Here is a 15205-nt window from a genome sequence, read left to right as displayed (position 1 = left end):
ATGATTAGGACCGCCATTACCGATATGTTCGGAATCGAAGCCCCGATTGTCATGGGCGGCATGACGGGCGTGGGATACGCCCCGCTGGTGGCGGCCGTGGCGAACGCAGGCGGGCTTGGTTTCATTACCGCGCATCATTCGCGAACGGCCGATGATCTCGCCGACGAAATCGGACGATGCCGGGCGATTACTGACCGGCCGTTCGGCGTAAACCTGACGCTGTTGCCGTCGTTCGATCCAATCCCTTACGACGAATATTGCCGCGCTATCGTGGATTGCGGTGTGAGGATTGTCGAGACCGCAGGCCGTAGTCCGGCAGATTACCTCCCCTTCCTCAAGGCCAATGGCGTCAAGGTCATCCACAAATGCACGAGCGTTCGTCACGCGGTCACAGCGGAAAAGCTGGGAGTGGACGTTGTCTCGATTGACGGTTTCGAATGTGCCGGACACCCCGGCGAGGATGACGTTGGCCTGATTGTCCTCCTTCCGGCGACGGTCGACGCTGTGCGCGTGCCGGTGATCGCGTCGGGGGGAATGGCGGATGGCCGCAGCCTGGCGGCTGCCCTCGCGCTGGGGGCCGAAGGGGTGAATATGGGGACCCGCTTCATGGCGACGAAAGAATCGGGAATCCACGAGAACATCAAGCGGCATATCGTGTCCAGCACTGAGAGGGATACGATGTTGATCAACCGGACCTTGCACAACACGTCACGTGTCGCGCGCAATGCGGTCTCGCAGAAGGTCGTCGAGATTCAGCGGAACCGTGACCTGGGCATCGATGCCGTTCGAGACCTTGTCTCCGGCGCCCGCGCCCGCGCGGAGGTCATTGCCGGGGGGAATGTCGATGGCGGCGCTTGGGCGGTTGGGCAGAGCCAGGGACTAATTCAGGATATCCCCGACTGTAACAGCCTCGTCGATACAATCGTGTCGCAAGCCAGCAAAATCATGACCTCCGCCGCCGACCGCATCATACGCACGGCGGCGTAGGGTCAGCATGACTATATGGGAACAGCAACTAAAGGAATGAGAAATGGCATCACTTCCATCCGAAAAGATGAAGGAACTGATTGGCGGTCGGATTGGTACCTCCGAATGGATTCGGATCGATCAGGCCATGATCGACAAGTTCGCCGATGCGACCGGCGATCACCAATTCATCCATGTCGATCCTGAAAGGTCGAAATCGACTCCGTTCGGCGGCACCATCGCCCACGGCTTTCTGACCCTTTCGCTCTATCCCGACATGATCGAAAAATCGGATTGTCCGCGCCCCGAAGGTGTGAAGATGGGCGTCAACTATGGCTGTAACAAGCTTCGTTTCTTGACGCCCGTCCGTTCAGGTAAACGCGTGCGCGGCCATTTCAAGCTGCTCGAGCTCGAAGAAAAACGGCCGGGTCAGTGGCAACAGACTCTCGAATTTTCGGTTGAAATCGAGGGAGAGGCAAAACCCGCCCTGATGGCTGAATGGTTGAGCCAATATTTCTTGTAGCGTGATCAAGACATCGGTGACTTGAGTGCCTCACTGGCTGGACTTTCCCATGCATCATCGTGTCTGGGCCATCTTTACGCGCCGTAGGCTCGCACGAAGAAAATGATCGTCGTGAAGCCGGTGAGCAGCAGCGTCCACACGCGCACGGCGCGATGTGAAAGCCGCTTGCCGATCAGCGCACCGAACCAGCCGCCGGCGATCGAGCCCAGCAGCATCGGCACGCACGCCCACCACCACACCATCGCAAAGCCGATGAATATGAACGCCGCGGCGAGGTTGGCGACCGCCAGCATCGTGGTGCGGATCGCGAACAGTTCGCGCGGGCGGATATTCGCGAGCAGGCCGTAAAGCGCGGTGGTGATCAGGCCGACACCACCGCCAAAATAGCCCCCGTAAATGCCGAGCAGCACCTGCGCTGCCAGCAGCGTCGGTCGGCCGATGGTAACGCGCGCGTGCAGCCAGTCGGCGGCGCGTTTGCCGAACGCCGTCACAGCGAAAGCAAAAAGCAGCAGCCAGGGGATGAGAATGTCGAACGTCTCGGTCGGCGTCAGGACGAGAAGCAGGCTTCCGACCAACCCGAAGACGAAGGTCAGCGCCGCGAGCGGGCGAACCGATATGCCGGCGACCGGCCCGAGTTCGTTCCGATACGCCCAGGCGCTCGTTCCGGCACCGGGGAGCAGGGCGACATTCGATGTGGCATTGGCGATATTCGCCGGCAATCCAAGCGCGATCAGCGCGGGCAGCGTGGCGAACGTTCCGCCGCCGGCGAGCGCGTTCATCGCGCCGCCAAGCATCCCGGCGCCCGCGGCGACGAATATGGCAGACGGGCCGGAGTCGGGCAACGCCTCTGCCTCGAACGCACGCTTCCCGCGTCGCTTCCACAGAGCAGCGGCGTGATCGCCCTGGTCGCTCCGCAGCTTGTCGGCCATCCACAGGAAGGCGCCGTAAAGCAGCGCGCGATCGTCATCGGTGAGCTCGACTAGCTCGGCTTTGACGACAAGACCGCCGAGCTCGATGAGCTGGCGCGTGCGTTCGCGCCGCTTGATCTGCCACCCGCGCATGTCGCTTCGCGTTTTCACCGCTTCAAGCCGATGCCGCGCCGCGATCGAACGGGAGAGTGCCCTCCGGCCCGCGTTCAGATCGCGGCGCAGGCTTGCGCTCGTTGCCGCGAAAGAACGCCGCGCCCGCCTTGCGCCAACCTTCCTTCACGCCGGCATCTTTCGTCGTGGCGGCAGCGAGCAACGCGCCGGCCAACAGATCAGGGTCGAGCGCTTCGGCGCCGGTGGCAATAACGAGTTCGCCAAGTTGGCGAACGCGGCGTTCCTTGAGGGTCTTCGCCTTCGCTTCGAGCGCCTTCAGTTCCGAATCGATGTCGCGGGGTTTACGCATGACCAAGTCTCCATTGAGTGTCGATGCAGCCATGATAGAAGAGCAGCACCCGTGATGCAGTAGAGTCGCCGGGACAGCCTGACACCGCCTAGTCCCTGCTCGGAATTTATTCGAGAAGGGCGCGCTTATACGTCGTGCCGACGTGCGCTTGGTGGCGTAGATGGATTGCCGTCATGGCGATCTTTCACTTCTCCGCGAAAGTCATCGGACGCGCTGCCGGGCGCAGCGCCGTTGCCGCAGCCGCCTATCGGGCTGGCGAACGCCTGCACGACGAGCGGCTGGATCGCGACCATGATTTCCGCGCCAAGTCGGGCGTCGAGCATAGCGAGATCATGCTGCCAGAAGGTGCGCCCGAACAGTGGCGCGACCGCGAACGCCTCTGGAATGACGTCGAGGCGACCGAGAAGCGCAAGGACGCGCAGCTTGCCCGCGAGATAGAGTTTTCCATTCCGCGCGAGATGGCCAAGGCCGATGGCATCGAGCTTGCCCGCGATTTCGTCCAGTCCGAGTTTGTCGAACGCGGCATGATTGCGGATTTGAATGTGCATTGGGACATCGGCGCGGACGGCATGGCGAAGCCGCACGCCCATGTCATGCTCACCATGCGCGAAGTCAGCGAGGGCGGGTTCGCGCAAAAGGTCCGCGACTGGAACCGCACCGAACTTGTCGAGCAATGGCGCGAGCGTTGGGCCGATCATGTCAACGCCCGCCTTGCCGAACTCGACATTGACGCCCGCATAGATCACCGATCGCTGGAAGCGCAGGGCATCGACCTTGAGCCGCAAGACAAGATCGGCCCCGCAGCGGCGCGCATGGGCGAGCGCGGTCTTGAGTCCGAGCGCATCGAGGATCATCGCGCCGTCGCGCAGCGCAACGGCGAACGCATCATCGCGGAGCCGCGTGTCGCGCTCGACGCAATCACCCACCATCAGGCGACGTTCACCAATCGCGACCTTGCGATGTTCGTGCATAGCCACACCGACGGGAAGGATCAATACGACCGGGCGATGAGCGCTGTTCGCGGTTCGCCCGACTTGATCGAACTCGGCAAGGACGGGCGCGGCGAAGATCGCTTCACCTGCCGCGATATGATCGACACCGAACAGCGGTTGCAGCGCGCTTCGGAATTGATGGCCGAGCGGGAACGTCATCGCGTCCGCGAGAGCGACCGGGAGGGCGCGCTTCGCGCGGCGGCGGCGCACGGATTGGACCTATCGGGCGAGCAGCGCGCGGCGTTCGACCATGTGACCGAGGGCAGGGATTTGAGCGTCGTCGTCGGTTATGCCGGGACCGGCAAGAGCGCAATGCTGGGCGTGGCGCGGGAGGCATGGGAAGAGGCCGGGTTCAATGTGCGCGGCGTCGCGCTGTCGGGCATCGCTGCCGAAGGGCTGGAGAATGGCTCCGGCATAGCGTCGCGGACCATCGCCAGCATGGAGCATGGCTGGTCGCAGGGGCGCGATATGCTTACCGCCCGCGATGTTCTCGTCATCGACGAAGCTGGCATGGTCGGCACGCGCCAGATGGAACGCGTTCTGTCCCATGCCGCCGACGCCGGCGCCAAGGTCGTGCTCGTCGGCGACCCGCAGCAGTTGCAAGCGATTGAGGCGGGCGCGGCGTTCCGGGCGATCCACGAACGGCATGGCGGCGTCGAGATCACGGAGGTCCGCCGCCAGCATGAAGGCTGGCAGCAGGACGCTACCCGGCATCTTGCTACCGGCCGAACCGGCGAGGCGATCAACGCCTACGCCGAGCGCGGCATGGTTCACACCGCCGAGACGCGCGAACAGGCACGCACCGAGCTTGTCGAGCGGTGGGATCGCGACCGGCAAGCGAACCCAGACGCCAGCCGGATCATTCTCACCCATACCAATGACGAGGTGCGCGAACTCAACGACACCGCCCGCGACCGGATGCGCGCGGCGGGCGAACTGGGCGACGATGTTCGCATGAAGGTCGAGCGCGGCGAACGGGATTTTGCATCGGGCGACCGCATCATGTTCCTGCGTAATGAGCGCGGCCTTGAAGTGAAGAACGGCACGCTGGGCACCGTCGAACAGGTCAATCAGCAGGGCATGACCGTCCGCACCGATGACGGCCGCAGCGTCGCTTTCGACACGAAGGATTATCGCGACTTCGATCACGGCTATGCCGCCACGATCCACAAGGCGCAGGGCATGACGGTGGACCGTGGCCATGTGCTGGCGACACCCGGCATGGACCGTCATAGCAGCTATGTCGGCATGACCCGCCACCGCGACGGCTTGGCCCTTCACTATGGCCGCGACGACTTCAAGGACGATGCCCAGCTTGCCCGCACCCTGTCCCGCGAGCGCGCGAAAGACATGGCGAGCGATTATGCCCGCGTCGATCCGGCCAAGGAGTTCGCCGAGCGGCGCGGCATTGGCGAACGCATCGCGGACATCGCCCGCGCGGGTGCAGAGAAGGCGCGCGGGATCTTCGACGGCTTGCGCCTCTCGCTGCCCGGTCAGCCGCGTGAGCAGGGTATGTTCGCGGGCTTCCGTCCGCCAGAACGGACGCGCGAACAGGCGCAGACCCAGCCCTCCCATGCCACCGGCCAGCGCCGCGCCGTCGAACGCTATGCCCGTGCTGTCGATGACATCGCGCGGATGCGCGATCAGGGCTTGCCGGTGCTGCCTCACCAGCACGACGCCCTGAACAGGGCAGGAGAGGCATTGGACGCGATCCGGCCTCACGCATCCACCGACTTGCAGAACGCCCTCCAGCGCCAGCCGGAGCTTATTCGCGAGGCCGCGGCGGGGCGTAGCCAGGCCGCGGTGCAGGCGATGAACAAGGAAGCGGAATTGCGTGCCGATCCGTTCCAGCGCGCCGACCGCTTTGTCGAGGGCTGGAAGCAGCTCCGGCAGGCGCACGACGACTTGCGCCGCGACGGCGATTTCCGGGGCGCGAAGCGCGTCGGGCAGGAAATGGCGGGCATGGCGAAAAGCCTCGAACGCGACGCGCAGGTCGAATCGCTGCTGCGCGGACGCACTCGGGAATTGGGCATCGATGCGGCGATGGGCCGCAGCGTGGCGCGCGATCTCGCGGACTCGGTGCCGTTCGATCACGGACGCAACCTTGGCATGAGCCGATAGGAGGACGATATGACCGACGACAGACAGCTACCCCGATTGCCCTATGATGAGCCAGACCCCGATCCGGCGACGCGGGCGTTCACTCGCCTCGAAGGCGAAATGGCGATGATGCGCCGCGCGGTTGAGCATCTGGCAACCGAGAAGGCCGAAATCGACATTCCCGATTACAGCAAGACGCTCGGCGAGATGGCGAACCGGCTTGTCTCCATCGAGCGCCAGCCCGCCATGCAGATGACTCCGGAGGACTTCGAGGCGCGGATGACGGCGGCGGCGGCGCGAGCGCGGCGCGACGACGAGGTCTTGATTGGGGCTGCGAAGCGGGAGCGTGGCGAGGCCATCCGCGATCTGCGGGCGATCATCGGCACGGCCAACACCATCTACGAGCAAAAGCGACTCCGCTGGTGGTATGTCGGCGGCGGCTTGCTCGCCGGGTGCCTCCTGTGGTCCGCGCTTCCCGGCTTCGTTGCGCGCATCCTGCCGACAAGCTGGCATCTACCCGAGCGCATCGCGGCGCGCACCGTTCGCGCGTCGACGCTATGGGAAGCGGGAACCCGGCTGATGCAGGCCGGGAACCCAGAAGGCTGGCAGGCTATCGTTGACGCCGCCGACATGCGACAGGCGAACCGAGAGGCCATCGACGCTTGCTTACAGCGGGCCGCCAAGGCCAAGCAGCCAGTGCGTTGCATGATCAGGGTGAGGAACCGGCGACCTTGACCCAAGTGGCGCGTCAAGCGAACGCAAAGTCACCTCTACGCCCCCTGTCAGAACGACGGATCACCTCCAGCCGGGTCACGCAGGTCTTCATGAACGCATAGCGGCGCGCGTGAAGGCAATGGAGGAATGAGTTGAAGGGCGCATAGCAATGACGGCGTATGCGTTCGAGCATATCGCTGCCGAGAAGAAGACGGCGCAAGGGTCTCCTTACTGCACATCCAGCAAGACGGAAGGGGTCAGTGCGCTCGGGGGACCGAAGGGGCTAAGCGGACTCGCCGCGACCACCGACTGAGGAGTCGCGCTTCCGGCGACGATACCAATACCAAGCGAAACAAAAGCCACGAGCGCCGTAAGCCGACGCGCCGCCACACCTTCACGCCTGCGGATCGACAGTGCGCCTATGATGCGATCATCGAGCGTATCAAGCGCTGCGGGCAAATCGATCCTGCTCAATATGTAAAGCTCGTCGTCCATCGGCTGTTTCGCCAAACCTCTCGAATCGTTGCACATATGGGCTGCGGCTCCTCAGATCCTACCCTACGGCGGCGTTGCGCGATGGCGCTCCCAGCCATTGCGCCGCCTGCGGTAAATGCGGGAGCACCAGCCACTCAAACAGACAGAGCGCCATCAGCGAAATCGCCAGCAGCGGCAGCATGGCGGCCAGCAGCAGCAGGATCGCGACGACCCCACCAATGCGCGCGGGGGCGCGGGCGGGCGGGGGCGCCCCCAGCATCCCCGCGGGCCTGCGCCGACGCCAGAGGACGAAACCGCTGACCGCCATGACGATGAGGCCGATCGCGGTCAGCACGCCGATGAGCTGGTTCATCCATCCGAACAGCTGCCCCTCGTGCCACGCGATGCCATATCCCACGACGCGGTCGATCACATGATCGTCGGCAAAGCCGTCGCGGCCGATTTCTCGGCCCGTCGCCGGGTCATAGGTGATGCTCGTTCGCAGCGGCCTGTTCTGCGCGTCCGAGCGGACCGTCCACGTCATGACGCCCGTCGCTCCGAGCGAGCCGGGTGCGCCGGGCGGCGTGACGATCACGGGAAAGGCGAGATGCTCGGCCTCGGCTTTCGCGACGATCATATCCAGACCGGCCTGCGGGGCGCCGGTGGCGGTCATCGACATGCTGCGCGCCATCGCGGCGCCACCATGCGCGGCGTGCCCGGCGTGTGCATCGCCGCCCGGCGCCGGGGCTTCGCCCCCCAGCGTCCAGTCCTGCGGCCCCTTGACCCAGCCCATTTCGGTCCGCGCCGCCTTGAAGGCGCTGCCCCAGACTCCCGCCCAGGGCAGCGCCGTGACGAGCAGGACCAGCGCCAGGCCGGACACCCAGAATCCCGTGACCGCGTGCAGGTCGCGCCAGAACAGACGCCGCCCGCCGCCGAAGCGCGGCCACACCACTCCGGCAAGCCCGCGGCCGCGCGGCCACCAGAGGTAAAGCCCCGACAATAGGAGCACCAGCGCCCAGCTCGCCGCCAGTTCGACGATCCAGCTTCCGCGCTTGCCGAGCAATAATTGCCCGTGGATGCGCTTGGCCCATTCCATCAGGCGCGCGCCGGGCGCGATGCTGCCGAGCACCGCGCCCTGAGGAGATACGAACACGTCGCGCGGCGTGCGGCCGTCGCGCTGGTCGAGATGGATCATCGCCGCGTCGCCATGTCGTTCGGGCAGGCGATAGCTGGCGAAGCGGGCGCCAGGGAACGCCGTCAGCGCGGCCGCCACCTGCGCCTGCGCCGTGACAGCGTGCGTGGTCGGCAGGCCCTGGAAGGCGCGTTCCTCCCATCGTTCCACCTGCGGCTTGAACAGATAGGCTGCGCCGGTCATGGCCAGCAGCAGGACGAAGGGGACGACGAGCAGCCCGGCGTAAAAATGCCAGCGCCAAATCGTGGCGTAGAGCGGCTGCCGCGGATCTCGCGCGCTCATAGCCCGGTGTTCCACTTGAGGCCGAGCACGATGGTCCGCCCCGGATAGGGGTGATAGACGAACGCTTTTTCATCGAGGAGGTTGTCGACGCCCGCCGACAGCTCGAAGCTCCCGAACCGCTTGATCGCCTTCAGGTCGACGAAGGCGAAGGTCGAGACGCAATAGAAAGTGTCGCACCGCGACGTGCCGTTGTTCTCGATATTGCGATCCGGCGTGCTCTGGTGGCGGAAATTCGCGGCGAACGTCCAGTCGGCGCGGGGGCTGTAGCGGACGCTGGCGTTCGCCCGCCATTTGGGCACACGCGGGAATTTGTTGCCGACCAGCGCGGGATTGAGCGGGTTGCGCGTCACCTCCGCATCGATCCACGAAGCGTTCGCATCGAACGATAGCCCGTCGATCAGGATGTTGTCGGCCGACAGGATCGCTTCCGCCCCCCAGGTGCGGACCTTGCCGATGTTGGTCATCAGCGTGGCTTGCGTCAGATCGCCCATCACCGCATCGGGGATGGCGATGCTCTGCGAGAAGATCGTGTCCTTGACGTCCTGCCGGTAGCCCGAGAGCGTGACCTTGACCTTACCGATCCGGCGCGCCGCCGTCAGTTGCAAGTCGATCGCGCGTTCAGGTTCAAGGTCCGGGTTGAAACCGTTGAGGTCGAGGTCCCCGACATTGGGGCCATACGCGACCAACCCGGCCTGATAGAGCTCGCGCACCGTGGGGAAACGTGTGGCGAGCGCGGCCGAGGCGACGATTTCGCTATGGTGGTCGGGCTTGAAGCTCAGCGCCGCCTTGGGCGACCAGCCATCGCGGCTCCGTTTGGCATAGCGAAGGGTCGCACCGCCGTTCGTCAGAAAGCCGCCCGACGCGCGCCAGCCTTCATAACGCAGACCGAGCGTCGCCGTCAGCCTTGGCGCTAAGGCGATGGCATCCTCGACGAACGCGCCGAGCAGCCGGGTCTCGCCGCCCGATGCATCGCGCAGGCTGGTCACGCTGGCGCGCCGCCAGTCGGACGTGGCGTGCACGCGGTTGTCGTCGGCATAGCCCGCATAGGATAGGCCCAGCGCCAGCGCATGCGCGCCGAAGCGGCGTTCCGCCGTGCCCTCAAAGCTGTTCCACCCGGCGTCATTGGTCGCCAGCCGCCCGCTATTCGGGCGTTCGCCCGTCACGATGTCGAAATTGTCGGAGCGGCGTTCCCGATTGCTCAGCACGTCGAACCGGCTGAATGACAGGTCGAGGCTCCAGCCCGCCGCCTCGCCCGACAGACCGATGCCCGCAAGCAATTCGGTCGATCCGGCGATTCCCCTATTGACGCCGCCGATGCCGACGAAGGTTTCCGCGCCGCTGGCATCGCGCAGGAAGCTCCTGGGGTTCAACATATCTTCCCGATTGACGAGCAGAGCCGCGAGGCCGCGCAATTCCCAGCCGCCGCCAAGATCATATTGCGCGCGCAGGCGGAATTGATCCTCGGTGGAATCGACTGTCGAATCCTGCGCGCCGATCCGCAGGAAAGAGAGTTCGCTGTCGACGATGGCCTGATCGCCATAAAGCGACGAGGCGCTGACCGTCCGCCATTCCTGCGGCTGCCCTTCATTCTCGAAATGGCGGTAGCCAACCGAGATGCCGCCGCGATCGCCCAGAACGAAATCGAACCCGGCGTCGACCGACCAGCCGAGCAGGTCTTCGTCGGTTTTGTAGTATTTGTAATTCTGGCCGAATATCTGCGCGTTCAGGTGTGCCGCCGTTTCGGTGATCTCGCGGGTCTTGACGAGCATGGTCCCGCCCATCGAATGGCCCGAATAGCGCGCCGACGTCGGCCCATAGATGATTTCCGCGCGCGCGATGTCGTCGGGGGCCAGCACCGCCCATTTGGGCGCGGTAAAGAAATCGGCGCCGAGAAAGTTGGAGATGGTGAAGCCGTCTACCGTCACCAGCGCGCGCGGCGTCTGGGTCGTGTGCATGTTACGGAACGACAGCGTTGCGTTGGCATCGCCGATATAGCGTTTGCGGACGATCAGCGCGGGCGCGTAGCGCACCACATCCTCGGCATTTATCGCGTTGATCGCCGCGATCTGCTCACCGCCGACGGCGACGCCGAGCGCGGGCGTCCTGAGGTCCTGTAACTCGCGATCTTCGAGTTGCGCTGTGACGATGATGACGGACGGCGAAGCGCGAACGGCGTCATCGTCGACGGCTTCGGCAGCGGCGGCCGGAACGGAGATGCAGAACGCACTGGCGACGAGGCCGACTGGGATTGGAAGTCGGAGCATGAACCTTGATGGTCCTTCTACTGCGTTCGTTGTTCAGCGGGCACCGCGAACAGCGTGCCGCCGACTGAAGTCGGCGGGCGCGGCGATGTCGAGAGGGGTGTTCCGGCTCTCCGGCGAGGATCAAGGATCGCTTGGAAAGCCGGAACGGGGGAAAGGACATCCGCTCCTGGAGCGAGGTCAGGGAACCAGGATCAGATCGCCTCGCCCCATGGCCGGATCGGCATCGTTCGAGAACATGACGACCGCCATCGCGCCGGTATGTGCGTGGGCCATCGAGTGATCGACGATCACGTTCGCTCCCTCGACGGGCGAAATCAGATCGAAGGTTGCGCCGTCGCCGGGGCCGACCACCATGCTCTGCATCCCGACCTTTTTGTTCGCGGGATTACCGCTCGGATAGACCGCGTCCCAAATGCCCGCGATCGGATGGAACGAGGAAAATTCATTGGGTCCGGCGTTGATAAAATAGACGCGCACCCGTTCACCTGGCTTTGCGACCAGCATCTTGGTCGCCGCCGGGTCGTGCACAGGGTCATATTTGAACGCGACGCCGTTGAAGACAACGTTCGACCAATCGGACTTCATGATCGAATGAAGATCGTCGGGGTTGGCGTATACTTCCGACTGAACGAGAACATATTCGCGGTCGGCCTTGGGAAGTGCGTTCGGATCCTTCGGGTCGACCAGGATGACGCCGAACATGCCGCGGGCGATATGCTGATACATGGGGTCCGACCCACAATGATAATAGAAGGCGCCCGGATGCGTCGCGACGAACTGGAATGTCTTGGTCTCGCCCGGCTTGATTGCTTCAAAATCCTGAATCACGTCGACGCGCGCGGCGTGCAGGTCAATCGAATGCGAATTCTTGTTGGCGGCGTCGTTGGTCAGGACGATGGTGACGGTATCGCCTTCGGTCACCCGAAGCAGCGGGCCAGGCACCTGCCCCTCGAACGTCCACGACGCCTGCATGGTCCCCTTGTTGTCGATGGGAAGCATCACTTCCTTGGCGTTCAACGTCAAGGTCACCTCTTTGGCGAAGGCGGGCTGACAGGCCATCGCCATGATCGCCGAAGCGGCGAGCAATATGGATTTACGCATAAAAATATCCCCTGTTTTGAAGCAATTTACTGGGCTGTGTCGCATTTGCAGACATAGATGAGATAGTCGGCCATATCTTCGATCTGTTCCTTGGACAGAACGGCGGACCAGGATGGCATCAGTGCCGATTTGTTCACCGCCCCACCGCCTTCCGATATGGCCTTGATCATCTGGTCGCGCGGCAGAGAGGACATGCCCGCCGTGTCGCTATGGTCGCGCGGCTGAACCGACAGGCCGACGGTGTTCACCCCCTTGCCGTTGCGCTGAACGCCGTGGCACTGGGCGCAATAGGTGTCGTAAAGATGCGCCGACGCCGCGATCCTGGGATTGTCGCTTCCTGCGGTGGCGGGTTGATGAACGGCGATGGCGCCGGTCATCGCGACCAGGCCGAGCATCGCGATCCCGAAACGGATCATCACTTGTCCTCCTTTCCAAGAGACATGACATAGCCCGTGATGCGTTGAAGATCGGGCTCGGACAGCGTCAGCGTCGGCATCCAGATATGGGGATCGAACTGCTGCGGGTCCTTCATATAGGCGATGACATAATCGGCCCGCAGACGCTGGCCCGCGTCATAAAGCTCCGGCCCGGAAAGCCCGCCTGTGCCCGCTGCGCTCTGATGGCAAGCGATGCAGCCGCGCAGCTTGGAAAAGGCTAGCTTGCCCATCGCCGCATTGGCGGATTCAGGCTTGAACGCCCCTTCTGTAACGAGTCCGCCGCTCTTCAAGAGCATCAGCTGGTCAGCCAGTTTCGTCGCGGTTTCCGCATCCACAGCGGGATGCTTCTCGACAGCGGCCGTGTCGATCGTGTCGCGGGGCTCGCCGGGTTTGGCGTGTTTGAACCACAGCACGCCGCCGGGGCGGATGACGGTCGGCTTTTGCAGCCACGCGACGAGCCATTCCTTGTTGAACTTGTCGCCCGCATACCAGAGGTCGGGGCCCTTCCGCGTCCACAGGCGGTCCACCGTAACCTCGGCCGGCTTCGTCAAAGCGTGGCACGATGCGCATTGGCTGGCCAGTTCGGACCCCGCTGCCTGGGCATCCACGGCGGTCGGGCGGATGGCAAACGCCAGGAGAACGACCCCCGCACTCGCCGCCAAGATCAATGAACCTTTCATCGTGCGTCTCCTCAAGCGACCGGGGTGCCTTTGAAATTGGGGTTCGTATGGATGCCGTGGGGTTTGCGAAGGCTCTCCTCGTAATAGAAGTCCGGCACGAACTCCTTGTGCGCCCAGTGGTAATAGGATTGGTCGCGCGGGATGCCGTCATATTCGATGAGCGTCATTACCCCGCCATGTGGCGTGTGGCCGTTCATTGTATGGCTGTCGATATGGTCGTGGATCATCCAGCGGCCCGGATTGTCGCACCGCAGGATGATGTCGTATCGCTCTCCGGGGCCGACAAGCACGGTATCGGCGTTGATCGGCGCGGGAAGCTGATGGCCGTCCTTGAAGACGATCTGGAACACATGTCCATGGATGTGGATCGAATGGAAACCGCCGCCGGCGCCGAACATGCGCAGACGAATGACGTCGCCCTCCTTGACGCGGATGGGCTGCGTTTCGGGGAAGGATTTACCGTTGATCGTGAAATAGTCGAACACGTCGCCCGGCATGCCACCTTGGCCGAGCTTGTCGGCCCATGACGACGCCCACTCCGAAAACATCAGGATATAGTCACCCGTGACGTCGCGCTCGATCGGCGCGGGTTTGACGGGATCGATAATGAACGGCCCCCACATGCCGCGCGTCGCGACATGCTCGTTCACATTGACGTGGCAATGATACCACATCGTCCCCGCCGGTTCGGCAACAAACTTGTAGGTGAAGCTGTCGCCGGGCTGAATGCCAAGTTGGGTCATGTCGGGAACGCCGTCCATCTCCCAACTCCCGCGCTGCAACAGGCCGTGCCAGTGGATCGTATGGGGAAGGGTTGTCAGATTGTTGAGGACGACCTCGACATGATCCCCCTCGCGGACGTGAAACAGCGGTGCGGGAACCTGGCCGGCATAGGCAAAAGTCTGGAACGTCTGCTGCCCGACCAGCGTGATTCGGGTTTCCTCGATGTTCATTTCGAACTTGTGCTGCGCCGCCTGTCCGCGCGGCTTTCCAGCAGCGGCGCCTCTGTCTTTTCCAGCGGCATCGGATGCCACGGCAGTCAATGCCGGAACCGCAACGGCCGCCCCCAACCCTTTGAAAACGGCATCGCGTCGCGTGATATGCGTCATCATGCATCCTTATAAGATGTATTTAAGATACATATTTTATATGGCCGCCAAATCTGCCTGTCCAGCAAATAAGATTCCGCCGATCCAAATTTATGTATCGGAATGTTGCCGGGACGCGCGGCAAGCGCAGAATACGGCCTCGCCGCATTGCTGCTTCCCGATTGATTCATGCCTGGTTTCGAGATCCGATGATCAAAGAGATCGGCAGCTCGACGTTCGAATCCTGCTCGCGGGCGCCGATGGCGATGCGCCGACTGGACCGGTCGGACGCATTCGTCTATTGACGACCGTCGGGATAATCCCGTTCAGGAGAAGTATGTGCGGTTCACCCGCTATACGGATTATTCGCTTCGGGTCTTGATCCATCTCGCGCTTCACGATGAACGCCTGTGTAAGATCGGTGAAATTTCGCGCACCTACGGCGTGTCTCATAATCACCTGATGAAGGTCGCAAACGCGCTGGCTCATGACGGCTTCATCGAGACGGTGCGGGGGCGTTCAGGAGGTATGCGTCTGGCACGCCCGGCTGATCGAATCAGTGTCGGCGAAGTCGTGCGACGAACCGAAGAAGGTTTCGAATTAGCCGAATGTTCTGGTTGCTCCCTGTCGCCTGCCTGCGGCCTAACGGGCGTTCTGGCAAAGGGCATGCAGGCTATGATGAATGTCTTCGACACCTACAGCGTTGCGGATCTACTGACCGACCGTGATGCGATGCGACGCCTAATGACCCAGCAGCCCCTGTTGAGAATCGGTCTCGGCGAAGAACGCCAATAAGACATGTCGAATGTCGATCGTCGTTCTATCCCTGATGCATCCATTTGCTGATGGAAGTGAGGGACAAGTTTGCAACGTGGCCCAGGAATGGACAAGTCGGATGCATCAGATCGCTACCATTATAAAATTATAACAAAGGTGTGCCTGGGAAAGCGGGAATGACAAAGGTGGGGATGTCAACTCTCCGCCCCGAAGCCGACATGGACGC

General features: G+C 63.2%; 14 protein-coding genes. 5 read left to right on the top strand and 9 right to left on the bottom strand.

Annotated elements, in window-relative coordinates:
* Both FHR21_RS03110 and FHR21_RS03105 read left to right on the top strand, forming a co-directional pair.
* Positions 1-987, top strand: coding sequence for an NAD(P)H-dependent flavin oxidoreductase (locus FHR21_RS03110; RefSeq protein ID WP_184095168.1), 987 nt, complete (start codon positions 1-3; stop codon positions 985-987).
* A 43-nt stretch (positions 988-1030) separates the two neighbouring features.
* Positions 1031-1489 carry a MaoC family dehydratase gene (locus FHR21_RS03105; protein WP_184095166.1) on the top strand — a complete coding sequence of 153 codons (459 nt, stop codon included), beginning with the start codon at positions 1031-1033 and terminating at the stop codon, positions 1487-1489.
* Positions 1490-1563: 74 nt separating this feature from the next.
* On the opposite strand, the gene FHR21_RS03100 is transcribed toward FHR21_RS03105, so the two are convergent.
* Positions 1564-2568 carry a TSUP family transporter gene (locus tag FHR21_RS03100; RefSeq protein ID WP_420825262.1) on the bottom strand — a complete coding sequence of 335 codons (1005 nt, stop codon included), beginning with the start codon at positions 2566-2568 and terminating at the stop codon, positions 1564-1566.
* A 4-nt stretch (positions 2569-2572) separates the two neighbouring features.
* Positions 2573-2878, bottom strand: a complete 306-nt coding sequence (locus tag FHR21_RS03095; protein WP_184095164.1) for a conjugal transfer protein TraD — start codon at positions 2876-2878, stop codon at positions 2573-2575.
* Positions 2879-3051: 173 nt separating this feature from the next.
* Between FHR21_RS03095 and traA the strand changes: the two genes are divergently transcribed.
* Entirely contained in the window at positions 3052-5991 is a 2940-nt protein-coding gene (gene traA, locus FHR21_RS03090) for a Ti-type conjugative transfer relaxase TraA (protein ID WP_184095162.1), read from the top strand.
* A gap of 9 nt (positions 5992-6000) precedes the next feature.
* Entirely contained in the window at positions 6001-6705 is a 705-nt protein-coding gene (locus FHR21_RS03085; RefSeq protein WP_184095160.1) for a DUF6118 family protein, read from the top strand.
* Positions 6706-6912: 207 nt separating this feature from the next.
* Here FHR21_RS03085 and FHR21_RS03080 read toward each other — a convergent pair whose 3' ends face one another.
* From FHR21_RS03080 to FHR21_RS03050, 7 genes are all read right to left on the bottom strand, one after another.
* The gene (locus FHR21_RS03080) at positions 6913-7179 is read right to left on the bottom strand and encodes a hypothetical protein (protein WP_184095158.1); all 267 of its coding nucleotides are present in this window, start codon (positions 7177-7179) and stop codon (positions 6913-6915) included.
* Between the two features lie 58 nt (positions 7180-7237).
* The gene (locus tag FHR21_RS03075) at positions 7238-8632 is read right to left on the bottom strand and encodes a PepSY-associated TM helix domain-containing protein (protein WP_184095156.1); all 1395 of its coding nucleotides are present in this window, start codon (positions 8630-8632) and stop codon (positions 7238-7240) included.
* Complete coding sequence (locus tag FHR21_RS03070; protein ID WP_184095154.1) at positions 8629-10896, bottom strand: TonB-dependent receptor; 2268 nt, start codon at positions 10894-10896, stop codon at positions 8629-8631. The genes FHR21_RS03075 and FHR21_RS03070 overlap by 4 nt, the downstream gene beginning before the upstream one ends.
* A 177-nt stretch (positions 10897-11073) precedes the next feature.
* Entirely contained in the window at positions 11074-12042 is a 969-nt protein-coding gene (locus tag FHR21_RS03065) for a multicopper oxidase domain-containing protein (protein ID WP_246427004.1), read from the bottom strand.
* A complete protein-coding gene (locus FHR21_RS03060) occupies positions 12024-12413 on the bottom strand; it encodes a c-type cytochrome (RefSeq protein ID WP_184095150.1) in 390 nt (129 codons plus the stop codon). The genes FHR21_RS03065 and FHR21_RS03060 overlap by 19 nt, the downstream gene beginning before the upstream one ends.
* On the bottom strand, positions 12413-13114 hold the full coding sequence (locus FHR21_RS03055) for a c-type cytochrome (protein WP_184095148.1): 702 nt from the start codon (positions 13112-13114) through the stop codon (positions 12413-12415). Before FHR21_RS03055 ends, FHR21_RS03060 begins: the two co-directional genes overlap by 1 nt.
* An 11-nt stretch (positions 13115-13125) precedes the next feature.
* On the bottom strand, positions 13126-14148 hold the full coding sequence (locus FHR21_RS03050) for a multicopper oxidase domain-containing protein (RefSeq protein WP_338113052.1): 1023 nt from the start codon (positions 14146-14148) through the stop codon (positions 13126-13128).
* Between the two features lie 393 nt (positions 14149-14541).
* On the opposite strand from FHR21_RS03050, the gene FHR21_RS03045 reads away from it, so the two are divergent.
* The gene (locus FHR21_RS03045; protein ID WP_184095144.1) at positions 14542-14997 is read left to right on the top strand and encodes an Rrf2 family transcriptional regulator; all 456 of its coding nucleotides are present in this window, start codon (positions 14542-14544) and stop codon (positions 14995-14997) included.
* Positions 14998-15205 lie beyond the last annotated feature (208 nt).

Source organism: Sphingopyxis panaciterrulae (genome assembly GCF_014199295.1).
In the GTDB taxonomy this organism is placed as follows: domain Bacteria; phylum Pseudomonadota; class Alphaproteobacteria; order Sphingomonadales; family Sphingomonadaceae; genus Sphingopyxis; species Sphingopyxis panaciterrulae.
Note: the sequence above shows the minus strand (reverse complement) of the source record. Positions and strands in the feature narration are given on the sequence as shown.

Bases quoted from the DNA above. Each gene is read 5' to 3' on its own strand.
- FHR21_RS03085 (WP_184095160.1), top strand. From the start codon at position 6,001: ATGACCGACGACAGACAGCTACCCCGATTGCCCTATGATGAGCCAGAC.
- FHR21_RS03060 (WP_184095150.1), bottom strand. From the start codon at position 12,413: ATGATCCGTTTCGGGATCGCGATGCTCGGCCTGGTCGCGATGACCGGC.
- FHR21_RS03095 (WP_184095164.1), bottom strand. From the start codon at position 2,878: ATGCGTAAACCCCGCGACATCGATTCGGAACTGAAGGCGCTCGAAGCG.
- FHR21_RS03055 (WP_184095148.1), bottom strand. From the start codon at position 13,114: ATGAAAGGTTCATTGATCTTGGCGGCGAGTGCGGGGGTCGTTCTCCTG.
- traA (WP_184095162.1), top strand. From the start codon at position 3,052: ATGGCGATCTTTCACTTCTCCGCGAAAGTCATCGGACGCGCTGCCGGG.
- FHR21_RS03080 (WP_184095158.1), bottom strand. From the start codon at position 7,179: ATGGACGACGAGCTTTACATATTGAGCAGGATCGATTTGCCCGCAGCG.
- FHR21_RS03110 (WP_184095168.1), top strand. From the start codon at position 1: ATGATTAGGACCGCCATTACCGATATGTTCGGAATCGAAGCCCCGATT.
- FHR21_RS03070 (WP_184095154.1), bottom strand. From the start codon at position 10,896: ATGCTCCGACTTCCAATCCCAGTCGGCCTCGTCGCCAGTGCGTTCTGC.
- FHR21_RS03105 (WP_184095166.1), top strand. From the start codon at position 1,031: ATGGCATCACTTCCATCCGAAAAGATGAAGGAACTGATTGGCGGTCGG.
- FHR21_RS03075 (WP_184095156.1), bottom strand. From the start codon at position 8,632: ATGAGCGCGCGAGATCCGCGGCAGCCGCTCTACGCCACGATTTGGCGC.
- FHR21_RS03065 (WP_246427004.1), bottom strand. From the start codon at position 12,042: ATGCGACACAGCCCAGTAAATTGCTTCAAAACAGGGGATATTTTTATG.